Consider the following 12,370-nt stretch of genomic DNA (forward strand, 5'->3'; position numbering starts at 1 on the left):
CAAAAGGTGAAGGGCGAAGGGCAAAGGGCGTGTTTTTTCTTTCATGGGGCTTCTGGCGCGGGATGTGCTTGTGATATGACATTATGTTTACGCTTCGGTAACAATGATCCTTCGGAGGAAAGACCATGTCTCTTATTCGACCTGTCCTGAGCTTTTACGACACCCTGGAAAGATGCTGGGAGGGGCCCTCGGGCCATCGCCTGGCCGGGAGCCTTCTTGTGGGGACCTTTCTGGTCTGCCTGATGAGTGTGGAACTCGGCCGGGTTGTGACGCTCCCCGGTGCCCTCGCCCACCTGGTGCCGAAAAACCACCTTGCCTCCATCGGTATCGCCCTGACCCTGCTTCTCGTCATCGAGGTCATGGGTCTTGTCTTCAGCATGGTACACTCGGTGAGCACCTCGGTGGGGCGCCAGCTGGAGATTCTGTCCCTGATCCTTTTGCGAAACGTCTTCAAAGAGATCTCCCACCACAACCCCCTCTCCTGGGAGACCCTCGGGCCCGGCATCCCCGGGATTGTGGCCGCTGTCAGCGGCGCTTTGATCGTGTTCGGTATTCTCTCTTTGTATTACCGCGTTAAAAAGCACGCGACCCTTGGCGACCATGAAGAGGACCGCCAGAGTTTTATCGCCGCCAAAAAGTGCATAGCCCTTGCCCTGCTGACGGCCTTTCATCTCATCGCTTTTCGCAGTCTTTTCGGTTACGCCACGGGCACGCCCGCCCCACCTGCCTTTGAGACCGTCTATACCCTTCTGGTCCTGAGCAATATTTTCATTGTGCTGCTCTCCCTGCGGCACGGGCACAACTACCGGGTCGCCTTCCGCAACTCCGGTTTTGCCGTGGTCACGGTGCTCATCCTCATCGCCCTTGTGGCCCCTCCCCTCTGGAGCGCGGGCATCGGCACCTTTGCCGCTCTGTTCGCCCTGGCGACCTTCTGGGTCTTCGGCAGGTTTGAAGAAGACACCCGACAAGCCCTCGGCACCCCCGCCTCCCAACAGGGCGAAGAACCAGTCCTGAAAGCCATGCCCCAGGCCAGGGGGTAACGAATTTGCCAGTGCGTCCGTGATGATGGCACCGATGGCCCGGGTTTCTATCCATACGTCACATGTTGAAACATCACGCCGCTCTATGGAGTGCCGCACTCCGGTGCGGCTTTTTTCTTTCGCCATAGGTTTCAGCGCAAGCTGGCCGAAGGGCGATATCGGTCGTTAAGCGACGGCCCGTAGGGTGCACTCTGTGCACCAGGATGGGGCGGTTCCTGGGGGCTTTGGGTTTTGGGAAGGCTTTCGGGGAGCGTCGTCGGGTTGGCTCTGGTGCGTGGAGGGCACTCTACGGGTCAAGGTGCTTCCGGCGGCTCTGACGGCAAGCAATCTTTTTCGATCGTTGATTGCCCTGGATACTGGCGATGGGGGGTGTGCCTCCGGCAGGGGTGCCGGAGGCAAGGGTCTGGTCTTATTTGAACAGGGACAGGTAACGGTCGTAGCCCTCTTTTTTCAGGTCTTCTTTGGGGACAAACCGCAAGGCCGCCGAGTTGATGCAGTAGCGCAGTCCCGTGGGGGGCGGCCCGTCGGTGAAGAGATGGCCGAGGTGGGAGTCGCTGTGGGCGCTTCGGACTTCCACGCGTTTCATGAAAAAGGAGTTGTCTTCCACCTCGTCGATGTCGGCAGTATCAAGGTGGCGGGTAAAGCTGGGCCAGCCTGTGCCGGATTTGAACTTGTCGGTGGAGCTGAACAGGGGGGCTCCGCTGATGATGTCCACGTAGATGCCCTCATGCTTGTTGTCCCAGTAGGCGTTGTCAAAGGGGCGCTCTGTTCCGTTTTTCCGGGTCACCTGGTACTGGAGGGGGGTGAGCTTTTTTCTGAGCTCTTCATCCGTCCAGGTGGACTGCTTGATGCTTTTCCCGTCTTCGGTCCAGTGTTTATCAAGGAACGTGTCCCGTCCGGAGCGGCTTCTGTAGAATTTGTAGCGAATGGGGTTTTCCTTGTAGTAGTCCTGATGGTAGGCCTCGGCCGGGTAGAAGGTGGTTGCCCGGGTGATTTCGGTGACCACGGGCTTGCCGAAGATTCGTCTCATTTCAAGGTCCGCCTTTGAAACGATGGCCGCCTTTTTCTGGCTTTCGTCATGGTAGAAGATACCGGTTCTGTACTGGCTGCCCCGGTCCACGAACTGGCCACCGCCGTCGGTGGGATCTACCTGTCTCCAGAAGACTTCAAGGAGCTTCTCGTAGGATATCTTTTCAGGGTCGAAGGTGATCTCAACAGCTTCGGCGTGGCCGGTGGTTCCTGCGGAGACCTCTTTGTAGGTGGGATTTTCCTGGTGGCCTCCGATATACCCGGAGACAACGGAAATCACACCGTCCAGGGATTCAAAGGGGTGTTCCATGCACCAGAAGCAGCCCCCTGCGAAGGTTGCTTTTTGGGTGTCGGTTGCCATGGCGTGTGCGACTCCTGTGATAAGGGTCCATGAAAGTGCCAGAATGGCGGCAAAGGTTTTTATGGCTGATTTGTCGAGGTTCATGCGTCACCTCAGTGGCTTTCGGGTTTTCTTGTTTTCAGGGTGTTGTGATGATGTTGCCGGGGGCACCGCTCGTTTCGGGCGGTGTATTTCAGGTCTTCGGCACGTTCAGGGACCAGTCATACTCCATAAACGAGACCTTGAAAGGCTCTTTTGCCCGCTCCATGGCCTGCTTCAGGGGACCTTCGGCGTATTGGTTGATGTAGGCGGGGATGTCGCCCCCGAAGTCGTCTTTGTACCATTTGAACAGCCGGCTGACGAAGAGCTTGTTGCCTTCTATGCGGGTGTTGTCGCTGTCGTTGATAAAGGCCATGGTGGCTTCATCAAGCTGGGCGTCGAGGGTTTCGGCCAGGTAAACCTCCGGAAGCAGCGGGGGGCAGCTTCTGGATGCGCAATTGATGGCAAAGTGGATGCGTGGGTCCTGGTAGACCTCCCTGAGGATTTCGTGTTCAATTTCACCCAGGGTGAGTGTTTTACCGCCGACCTTGACAAATTTTTTCTTCCAGGGCGAGGAGAAGACCGAGCCCAGCTCTTTGATGGATTCGATGTCCGGGTATTTTGTCAGGATGAGCTTCAGGGTCCAGGCGTTGTACATGTTGATCCAGAAGGCCATGGCCTCATCCCTGGAGAGACCGTCGGCGGAGTAATGGGCGGCGGGCGCGAGGTAAGCGTCCAGCCGGGCTTCATCGTCGGCAAGGCCGTCGTAGTCGATGCCGCCACCCCGCACGTGGGCCGCAAGGATGTCGTCTAAGGGTGCGTGGTCGTAAGTCTCCGCCCGCGCGGTGGTGACCATGGCAAGGAGCAGGCTTAAGAGCAGGATCACCCAGAAAGAGGGCGTCGATGCCGGTATAGGCCTTGCAAGGGCCTTGGCCTTTGGGGTGTCTTGCCGGAGCGGATGTGCGGGCCGTCTGTTGGGGTCTGGGTAATGGTATCTCATCATGCACGCCTCCATGCGTGGACTTTTTGTAAGGTGTTCAGGACTTTTTCCGGTTTGTGGGCATTCTTCCAGGTGCCTGCCGTGCCTTTGACCATTTCGGCAAGGGTGGGGTAGATGTGGATGGTGCCCAGGATCTTGTTGAGCCCGAGCTTGTGGCGCATGGCCAGCACGAACTCGGCGATGATGTCCCCAGCGTGGTGTCCCACGATGGTGGCCCCCAGGATGCGGTCGTTTCCTTTGGCGGTGACCACCTTGACGAAGCCGTGGTCTTCGGAGTCGGCGATGGCTCGGTCTACTTCGCCGATCTCGTAGACGGTCACTTCATGGGGGATGTTCTTCTCCTTTGCCTCGGATTCGGAGAGTCCTACCCGGGCCACCTCCGGGTCGGTGTAGGTGCACCAGGGGATGACGCTGTAGTCCGCTTTGAACCGTTTGACAAACCCGAAGAGGGCGTTCACCGATGCGTACCAGGCCTGGTGAGAGGCCGTGTGGGTGAACTGGTAAGGCCCTGCCACGTCTCCCGCGCAGAAGATGTTGGGGACGGAGGTGGCCAGGAAGGGGTCGGTCTCAATGGTCCCCCTGGGGGCCAGGGTGATGCCCAGCTTTTCCAGGCCAAAGCCTTCGGTGTTGGGTTTTCGGCCCACGGCCACGATGATGTCGTCAAAGGGAATCGTCACGGTTTGGTCCCCTGCGCTGCAGAGAAGCTGCTTTTCCCCATCTTCCACGCGAACTTCCGTGGCCGCGTGCCCTGTGAGGACCCGGATCCCCTCGTTTCTGAACTTGCGGGCCACCATCTCCGCCACCTCGGGGTCTTCCCGGCCCATGAGGTTGGGGGCCATCTCCACCTGGGTGACCTCGGCGCCGAAGCGGGCAAAGCACTGGGCCAGTTCGCAGCCGATGGGGCCGCCTCCCAGAACCACAAGGCGCTTGGGGAGCTCGGAGAGGCTCCACACCGAGTCGCTGGTCAGGGGCGTGATGAGCTCCATGCCTTTGATGGGCGGAACAAAGGGCCTGGCGCCCGTTGCGATGATGATGCTTTTTGTGGTGAGCACCCGGCCGTTCACCTTGACCTCAAAGGGAGAGATGATCTCCGCCGCGCCCTGGACGCATTCCACCCCGAGCTTGGTGTAGCGCTCGATGGAGTCGTGGGGTTCCACCTTGGAGATGACGGTGTGGACCCGGGCCATCACCTCTGAAAAATCAAACTCCACGTTGGCTTCTTTAAACCCGAACTCTTTGGCCCGCCGGGTGTAGGCGAGCATTTTAGAGGAACGGATCAGGGCCTTGCTGGGCACACAACCGGTGTTGAGGCAGTCCCCGCCCATCTTGTCCCGCTCAATAAGGGCCACCTTGGCCTTGACCGCCGCGGCGATGTAGGCGGAGACAAGGCCGGCCGAGCCCGCACCAATGACCACGAGGTTGTAATCAAATGCCTTGGGCTTGGTGTAGTCCTTGAACACCCGCCTGGCTTTGACGGTGTCGATGATTTTCCGTGCCGCCAGGGGAAAGATCCCCAAAAGGGCAAAGGAGAAGAGCAGCCCCGGGGAGAGGATGCCGGACAGGGAGTCGATCCGTGCAAGCTGGGTCCCGGCGTTGACGTAGACCATGGTGCCTGCCAGCATGCCGAGCTGGCTCACCCAGTAAAAGGTGCGGGTGCGGATGGGGGTCAGGCCCATGACGAGGTTGATGACAAAAAAGGGAAAGATGGGCACCAGGCGAAGGGTGAAGAGGTAAAAGGCCCCGTCTTTTTTTACCCCCTCGTTGATGGCCCCCAGGCGGTCGCCGAATTTGGTCTGCACCAGATCCCTTAAAAGAAACCGGGAGACAAGAAAGGCCAGGGTGGCTCCGATGGTACTGGCAAAGGAGACGGCCACAAGGCCGGTGAGAAAACCGAACAGGGCGCCTCCCGCCAGGGTCATCACGGCGGCACCCGGAAGGGAGAGGGCGGCCACGGCAACATAGATCAGAAAGTAGACGGCAAGGGTGAAGACGGCGTGTTCGGCATAAAACGCCCCGAATTCAGCCTGCTTTGCCTTCAGGGCCGAGAGAGTGAGCAGCTCCCCCACATCAAAGACAAAAAAGAGCACGACCAGTATGGCGACGATGAGAAGAACAAGAAGTTTGATGTTTCGGTTCATACGGCAGGCTCCTTTGGTTGCTGCTTTGCCGAACCGCTCCTCAAAGAGAGGCTGCGGCCAAAGCGTGTTGAGATTTTAAAAGCAAAGGGGATGCCAGAAGGTGAGATCCGGCGGTATTTTTCTTGAATGGTGCCTCCGGCCCTGTCTATAATCCTGAAACGGAACGGTTTTCTTTTTTGGGCCGGGTACTGTCTATTCGCCACAGGGCAACGGCATGCATGAGTGCTTGGCGGGTGTCTGCATGGCTTTTGACGGGGTGTTGAGACGGCTTTGTGAGACGCTGGGCGGCAGGATGCGGAGCAGCGCGGGCGCCATGCCAGTCACCAATTTATCATACCTGTATAAAAAAGGGGAGTCTGGGCCATGACGCTTTACCGTCACCTGTCGGAGACCTTTGCCCGGCATGCCGCCATCTACTGGACAAGCCTGTCCCATCTCAACACCCTTCTGGTGGTGGCCAACATCTCCCTTTTTTTCGCCACGGGCCTTGTCATTGACGAGGGGTACTATTACACCTTCTATTCCCTGGCCTGCCTGATCATCGTTGCCGCCGGGATTCTCTTTCCCCTGGGCCTTGTGACCCGCCTCTGGTATTACCTGATTTTTCTTTTTTTTGAGTGCGTGGCCATCTGGTTTATCGTGGTGAGCGTGTGGTATTGGGTGAATACAGGGCAGGGGTGAGGCAGGTTATAGGGAAAAAAGGGAATAGGTCATAGTGGAGATTATTCGGTAGGGTGTGGGGAATAGTGGGCAGTAAGTGGTGATGGGGAAAAGGGTGAAGGGGACGCAACCTGGGGGCTCCTGACGGAGCTTTTTTAGATAGGGAAGAGACAGAGACATGAAACACGAGACAATGACATTGCCTTTGGGCAAGGACGCGGGGTTTACGGAGTCCATTGACGCCATGCGGGCAAAACTCCTGGACTTAGGGATCGGTGTGGAGGAGCGCTCCTGGCTGCATCCCGTGGACGGGGCGTGGTCGGTGAACCTGCGCCTTGCAGACTGCCCGAATCTGTACACCAACGGGAAAGGGGGCTCCGAAGGGGCAGCCCTTGCCAGTGCGTATGGGGAGCTCTTTGAACGGCTGAGCACCGGGTACCTGCTTTCGGATCTCTACCTGCCCGAGCCCCCTTTGAACGGTGGTTTTTTCCATGGTCCGGGGGAGGTGTGGCTCGCCCCCGAGATGGACACCTTAAGGCAGGACGCCCTTTCCCCGTTGCTCTGGGATCACTACGACCCCGATGGGGAGCTGGAGACGCGTCACCTGATGGATTTTAATACCGGCGGTGCTCGCGGGGTGTGCTGTCTGCCCTTTGATCAGGAGGGTGGTGCTCCGGTGCTCTTCCCTGTGGCTGTTCTGGAGAATTTGTATGTTTCCAACGGGATGTCTGCGGGCAATACCCTGCTTGAAGCCAAGGTCCAGGCCCTGTCCGAGGTGGCGGAACGCCATGTGAAAGCCCGCATTATTGCAGAAGGCATCGCGTTGCCGGAGATCCCCTTAGGCGTGCTCGACAGGTACCCGGTGGTGAAGAGAGCCCTTGCCGAGCTGGAAGAAAGGGGCCTGGTGATCTACGCCCGGGATGCTTCTTTGGGGGGGCGCTGGCCCGTGGTCTGCATTGCTGCGGTGAACCCTGAGGACGGCGGCGTGTTCGCGGCCTTCGGGGCCCACCCGCTGTTCGGCGTGGCCCTGGAACGCACCTTCACCGAGATGCTCCAGGGGCGCAGCGAGTTCAAAGGATTCCCCGCCCCGAGTTTTGATACGGAGCTGGTGGCGTCTCCCACCAATATAGAAGAGCATTTTGTGGACTCTGCCGGTGTGCTCCACTGGGACTTTTTTAAAGAAACCCCGGATTTTCCATTTACCCCCTGGGGCCTGGAGGAAGAGGCGGGCGGAGGCAGGGGCCGTGAATACGATCTCCTGGTGGCGCAGATCCACGAAGCGGGGTTTCAGATCTACAGCTGGGTGACCACCCACCTCGGTATGCCCTGTTGCCGCATGGTGGTGCCGGGAATGTCCGAAATCTATCCCGTGGAGGACCTGCTCTGGGAAAACCGCAGCGTTCAGGCCGAGGTGCGCCATGGTCTTTTGGCACTGGCTCAATCGACGCCGGAAGAGACGGAAGACCTCGCCGACCTTCTCGAAGAGGGGGGCTGGGGGCCGGAGGCCCTGGTGTGTGAACTCGTGGGGGTGGAGGTGCCCCCCGGCAGCGCCTGGGCCGATGCCAGGGTCGCCGAGATGATCGCCCTGTGCCGACTCCGGGGCGGGGATCGGGAAGGGGCTGCCCGCTGGAGCGCCATGGCGTCTCAGATGGAACTCCCCTCGGTGCGCCGTCTTTTTTTCCGGTGCCTGGAAGCCCGCCTTGAAGCAGATAGCAGAGCGATGGCGCTGCCTGAGCTGGGACGCATCTTCGGTGCTGAGGCAGATCGCCTCACCGCCCTTGCCTGCGACGGCACCACCTCGTTTCCTTTTTTCGACGAGCCCCTGGATTCCTTTCTGGACAAAGGTCCCCATGGCCATATCACCCGATGCGTGAGGGCTTTGAGGCAAAGCATTCTTCCCTAAGCCAACCCCCTTTCCTGACGGGCTGTGCAGTGAAGGCCTGTTGTTGGTGGCGCACAAACCAGACCCATTGGAAGCCCCGAAGCCCGTAGGGTGCGTTTTACGCACCAGAACCGAAGCGCAACGGTCCCCGAAAGCGTTCCAAAAACCGACGCCTCTCGGGGATCCAGCCATGGTGCACAGAGTGCACCCTACGGGTCGTCGCTGAACGACCGATATCGTCTTTTGCCCAGCTTGAACCGAAACGCAGGGCGCGGAAAAAAGCCGCACCGGAGTGCGGCGCTCCATGGCGGCGCACAAACCAGACCCATTGGAAGCCCCGAAGCCCGTAGGGTGCGTTCGACGCACCAGAACCGAAGGGCAACGGTCCTGCGAAAGCATGCCAGAAACCAAAGCCTTTCGGGGGACCAGTTTCAAACCTCCAAAAAATCTCAAAAGCCTTGTAAACTTACGATCCCCATGTTTTCATTCCCTATTCCCTATTCCCTATTCCCTATTCCCTATTCCCTATTCCCTATTCCCTATTCCCTATTCCCTATTCCCTATTCCCTGTGTCCTCCACACCGCGTGATACACAGGTGTATCGATTAGATGGGTTGTGCGCTCCATGTGGTAGGGGGGCTGATGTGTTGAATATGTCGTAAAAACAGCGCTATACTACTTTGATTTGGTTTTGGCACGGCTTTTGTATTGTTCTATGTGCAACGGGCAAGGATGGCGGGTGCCACGCCTTGCAATGGACAGCCTGGATGCAGAAACATTTCTAAGGGCCGTCGGCTTTGGAAGGCGAGATGCAAAGGCTTCAGGCCGGATGGGCATGAGACGAACGCCACGACACAGGAGGCGCCTAATGAAAAGATTGGAAGAACTTAAAAATGATATCTCCCTGCTCAACAGCGTGGACTGGAACATCAACCCTGCCGTAGCCGTGGGACGCCACCTGGAGTGGGGCGCGGGCTGGTACTGCGATGAGCAGCGAGGCAGGGGGAGCGAAGACGAGTCCACCTATTTTGCCATCAACACCTGGGGGGAGTACCCGGTGATCATCCTGGTACACCGCAAGGGGTTTGACATGGAGGAGTTGGCCACATTCCGCATGCCTGCCAAGCTCGAAAAGGCCTTTATGGCGTCCATCAACAACCATCGCGGAATTTACGAACTGGATCCGAACATCAAAAGCTGGCTGAAAGGGCAGCTCAATGTTCACTGATGAAGGGTCGGTGGAAGGGGTCTGCCGGGTTGATTTTCGGTTGAGCCTGTATGGAAAAAATAGGATCTGATAAGGTGGGGCATCACGGCTTGCACAAAGCCCGGTTTGCCCCACTTTTTTTGTTTTGCCCCCTGGCGCGTACATGCATTGAACAGCTATTATTCATTTCAGAAACGGGAATCTACGACTATGACGAAAGAGGTGATTATTGTCGGCGGAGGGTTTGCCGGCCTTAAGGCAGCCAAGGTCCTTGGGAACAAAGAGGGGATTCAGGTTACGCTCATCGACAAGGCCAACCATCATCTGTTTCAGCCCCTTTTGTATCAGGTTGCAACAGCCGGGCTGAGCCAGTCCGATATCGCCATGCCCATCCGAAGCATTCTGTCGGAGTTTCAAAACATCAAGGTGCTGCAGGGGGAGGTGACAGGGGTTGATTTTGACGGCCGCGCCGTCACCACCGATTTCGGGACCCTCACCTACGACCACCTGATCCTTGCCTGCGGGGTTCGCCACTGCTATTTCGGCAAGGAGGCGTGGGAGCCCCATGCCCCGGGCCTGAAAACCCTGGAGCAGGCCCTGGAGATCCGGCGGCGGATTCTAAGCGCCTTTGAGGTGGCCGAACGGGCCGAAGACGAAACCGTGAGGCGCCGCGCCCTGACCTTTGTGGTGGTGGGAGGGGGCCCCACCGGCGTGGAACTGGCCGGAGCCATCGGCGAGATGACCCGCTACACCCTGGGTCGGGATTTCCGCAACATCGACCCCAAGCTCACCCGCATTATCCTTGTGGAGGCCGGAGACCGTATCCTCGGGTCTTTTCCCAAAAAGCAGAGCAGCCGTGCCACCCGCGATCTTGAAAACCTGGGGGTCCAGGTATGGACCAAGAGCCCGGTGAGTGAGATCGGCGAGACAGCCATCGAGGTTGGCTCGGAAAAGATCGAGACCATGACCGTGCTCTGGGCCGCCGGCATTACCGCCACAGACCTCAACCAGGGGCTCGGGGTGGAGACCGGGGTGCAGGGACGCCTCGTGGTGGATGCCTGCCTCAATATCCCAGGTCGGAACGATGTGTTCGTGGCAGGGGACCAGGCCGCCTTCACCGATCCCTCGGGAAAAATCCTGCCCTGCCTCTCCCCTGTGGCCATCCAGCAGGGGCAGTGCATCGCTGAGAACATCCTTCGGGATCAGGCCGGTGAATCACGGGAGCCCTTTGATTATGTGGACAAGGGGCAGATGGCCACCATCGGCCGCAGCCGGGCGATTGTGGACTTCGGATTTTTCCGGCTCCAGGGGTTCATCGCCTGGCTGACCTGGCTACTGGTGCATATCTATTTTATCTCGGGCTTCAACAATCGCCTCTCCATTTTCCTGAAGTGGTGTCTCTCGTATCTGACCAATAAAAAAGGAGCCCGGATTATCTCTGGCGCAACGTGGCGATTTTTTGATACATTACCGGCATGTGAGCCGTGTGATGCACCGACCGCCCCCCCGACGCCGGAACCATTCAAAAAAGCGGAGTAATCGTTTCTTTCCACTGTGCAGTGCTGGAGGCCCCATGAGCGAGAACCGTGTCGTTGATGCAACCCCTGAGTCTATCAAAGCCTACATGAACGATCATGCGGACAGCGAGTACCTCCTTCTCGACGTCCGGGAACCAAAGGAGTACGAGCAGGCCCACATCCCCGGTGCCCGGCTGCTTCCCCTGGGGCAGCTGGAGACCCGCTTGGGCGACCTGCCCGAACATCGGGACATTATCTTTGCCTGTCGAAGCGGGGCAAGGTCCCGGGTGGCGGCCCATATGGCTGCGGAGAAGATGCCCCGGCACCAGCGTCTCTACAACCTGGAAGGCGGGATCCTGGGCTGGCAGGGCCACACCGTGACGGATTTCCCACGCGTAAGACTGCTGATCCTCGAAGAGGGGATGCAGCAGACCCTGCTGGCGGCCATGGACCTTGAAAAGGGCGCGTGGAATATCTATCGCCATATCCTCGAACAATATCCCGGCACCGCTCTGGCCCGGACCATTGAGTACCTCTCCCAGGCAGAGATGGTCCATGCCGAGGCCCTGTATGATGCCTGGAAAGAGCAGGAGGAGATCCCTCCACGGTTTGAGGATCTTTTTGAGGGCCTGAAAGGGGAGATCCTTGAAGGGGGCATGGCCCTTGAGGATGCGATGCGCCGCCTTGAGAGCACCATGGTGCCCATTGATCTTGCCGTCTATGAGCTGGCCCTGGATATTGAGTTCACCGCCTACGATCTCTACCGCTATGCCGGAGAGACCACCGCCGACCCCGCCTTGAAAAAACTCTTCCTGGACATCAGCGAAGGCGAGAAAAAACACATGAACACCATTGTGGGTGCCTTGGATACCGCCTTTTGAGGCACTTTGTGTGAGACACTTTCTGCATCGGAGTGTCTCACCACAGGTCCCGGGGCGCCGTGGTGTCCACGGGACAGCGACAGAGCCTTTCAGCAGCCTTCCATGAAATCAGGATGTTGTCTCTTTTTTCTGACTGGTGACTTCGTGTGGCATGCTTATTGAAATACCTCACTTGAACAATTGACTGAGGCACAGCAACAGAAAGCATTGTCAGCACACACCGGAACCTGAGTCGGACACGAAAAGGAGACCACACCATGATCAGATGCAACCAACTGTACATATGCGAGCACTGCGGAAATATCGTTGAAATTGTCCAGGCCGGAGGTCCGAAGGTGAGATGCTGCGGGCAGGCCATGACCCTTCTGGAGGAAAACACCCGGGATGCCGCCCAGGAAAAGCATGTGCCCGTGGTGGTTGAGGAAGACGGGGGTATCCGCGTCACCGTGGGCGAGGTGGCTCACCCCATGACTGATGAGCACTGGATTCCCTGGATCGAGGTGATCCAGGGACCGACCATCCTGCGAAAGCACCTTCTGCCCGGTGAAACACCCGAGGCATTTTTCGCAGGGATCAAAGGACCTGTGGTGGCCAGGGCGTATTGCAACCTGCACGGCCACTGGACAAGGGGGTAACC

At 58.4% G+C, this 12,370-nt stretch carries 10 protein-coding genes; 7 read left to right on the forward strand and 3 right to left on the reverse strand.

Translation table 11 applies throughout. The features are described 5' to 3' along the window. Positions 1-125: 125 nt before the first annotated feature. A complete protein-coding gene (locus tag BLQ12_RS03350; protein ID WP_092208260.1) occupies positions 126-1,040 on the forward strand; it encodes a hypothetical protein in 915 nt (304 codons plus the stop codon). A 409-nt stretch (positions 1,041-1,449) separates the two neighbouring features. Here BLQ12_RS03350 and msrA read toward each other — a convergent pair whose 3' ends face one another. The 3 genes from msrA to lpdA all read right to left on the reverse strand — a co-directional run bounded on the left by msrA (position 1,450) and on the right by lpdA (position 5,586). Continuing rightward, the gene (gene msrA / locus BLQ12_RS03355; protein ID WP_092208262.1) at positions 1,450-2,514 is read right to left on the reverse strand and encodes a peptide-methionine (S)-S-oxide reductase MsrA; all 1,065 of its coding nucleotides are present in this window, start codon (positions 2,512-2,514) and stop codon (positions 1,450-1,452) included. A gap of 88 nt (positions 2,515-2,602) precedes the next feature. Next, positions 2,603-3,451, reverse strand: coding sequence for a DUF547 domain-containing protein (locus BLQ12_RS03360; protein WP_175469466.1), 849 nt, complete (start codon positions 3,449-3,451; stop codon positions 2,603-2,605). Next, entirely contained in the window at positions 3,448-5,586 is a 2,139-nt protein-coding gene (gene lpdA, locus BLQ12_RS03365; RefSeq protein ID WP_092208266.1) for a dihydrolipoyl dehydrogenase, read from the reverse strand. Before lpdA ends, BLQ12_RS03360 begins: the two co-directional genes overlap by 4 nt. Positions 5,587-5,949: 363 nt before the next feature. Here lpdA and BLQ12_RS03370 point away from each other — a divergent pair, with 363 nt between their 5' ends. The 6 genes from BLQ12_RS03370 to BLQ12_RS03395 all read left to right on the forward strand — a co-directional run bounded on the left by BLQ12_RS03370 (position 5,950) and on the right by BLQ12_RS03395 (position 12,368). Continuing rightward, on the forward strand, positions 5,950-6,267 hold the full coding sequence (locus tag BLQ12_RS03370) for a hypothetical protein (RefSeq protein WP_092208268.1): 318 nt from the start codon (positions 5,950-5,952) through the stop codon (positions 6,265-6,267). A gap of 157 nt (positions 6,268-6,424) precedes the next feature. Then, the gene (locus BLQ12_RS03375; RefSeq protein WP_092208270.1) at positions 6,425-8,149 is read left to right on the forward strand and encodes a YcaO-like family protein; all 1,725 of its coding nucleotides are present in this window, start codon (positions 6,425-6,427) and stop codon (positions 8,147-8,149) included. A gap of 847 nt (positions 8,150-8,996) precedes the next feature. After that, the gene (locus BLQ12_RS03380; RefSeq protein WP_092208272.1) at positions 8,997-9,356 is read left to right on the forward strand and encodes a DVU0772 family protein; all 360 of its coding nucleotides are present in this window, start codon (positions 8,997-8,999) and stop codon (positions 9,354-9,356) included. A 189-nt stretch (positions 9,357-9,545) separates the two neighbouring features. After that, complete coding sequence (locus BLQ12_RS03385) at positions 9,546-10,874, forward strand: NAD(P)/FAD-dependent oxidoreductase (RefSeq protein ID WP_092208274.1); 1,329 nt, start codon at positions 9,546-9,548, stop codon at positions 10,872-10,874. Between the two features lie 34 nt (positions 10,875-10,908). Next, entirely contained in the window at positions 10,909-11,733 is an 825-nt protein-coding gene (locus BLQ12_RS03390) for a rhodanese-like domain-containing protein (protein WP_175469467.1), read from the forward strand. Positions 11,734-11,990: 257 nt separating this feature from the next. Then, a complete protein-coding gene (locus BLQ12_RS03395; RefSeq protein WP_092208278.1) occupies positions 11,991-12,368 on the forward strand; it encodes a desulfoferrodoxin in 378 nt (125 codons plus the stop codon). Positions 12,369-12,370 lie beyond the last annotated feature (2 nt).

It is taken from the genome of Desulfoluna spongiiphila (genome assembly GCF_900101345.1).
GTDB classification, from domain to species: domain Bacteria; phylum Desulfobacterota; class Desulfobacteria; order Desulfobacterales; family Desulfolunaceae; genus Desulfoluna; species Desulfoluna spongiiphila.

Bases quoted from the DNA above. Each gene is read 5' to 3' on its own strand.
- BLQ12_RS03395 (WP_092208278.1), top strand. From the start codon at position 11,991: ATGATCAGATGCAACCAACTGTACATATGCGAGCACTGCGGAAATATC.
- BLQ12_RS03370 (WP_092208268.1), top strand. From the start codon at position 5,950: ATGACGCTTTACCGTCACCTGTCGGAGACCTTTGCCCGGCATGCCGCC.
- lpdA (WP_092208266.1), bottom strand. From the start codon at position 5,586: ATGAACCGAAACATCAAACTTCTTGTTCTTCTCATCGTCGCCATACTG.
- BLQ12_RS03385 (WP_092208274.1), top strand. From the start codon at position 9,546: ATGACGAAAGAGGTGATTATTGTCGGCGGAGGGTTTGCCGGCCTTAAG.
- msrA (WP_092208262.1), bottom strand. From the start codon at position 2,514: ATGAACCTCGACAAATCAGCCATAAAAACCTTTGCCGCCATTCTGGCA.
- BLQ12_RS03390 (WP_175469467.1), top strand. From the start codon at position 10,909: ATGAGCGAGAACCGTGTCGTTGATGCAACCCCTGAGTCTATCAAAGCC.
- BLQ12_RS03380 (WP_092208272.1), top strand. From the start codon at position 8,997: ATGAAAAGATTGGAAGAACTTAAAAATGATATCTCCCTGCTCAACAGC.
- BLQ12_RS03375 (WP_092208270.1), top strand. From the start codon at position 6,425: ATGAAACACGAGACAATGACATTGCCTTTGGGCAAGGACGCGGGGTTT.
- BLQ12_RS03350 (WP_092208260.1), top strand. From the start codon at position 126: ATGTCTCTTATTCGACCTGTCCTGAGCTTTTACGACACCCTGGAAAGA.
- BLQ12_RS03360 (WP_175469466.1), bottom strand. From the start codon at position 3,451: ATGATGAGATACCATTACCCAGACCCCAACAGACGGCCCGCACATCCG.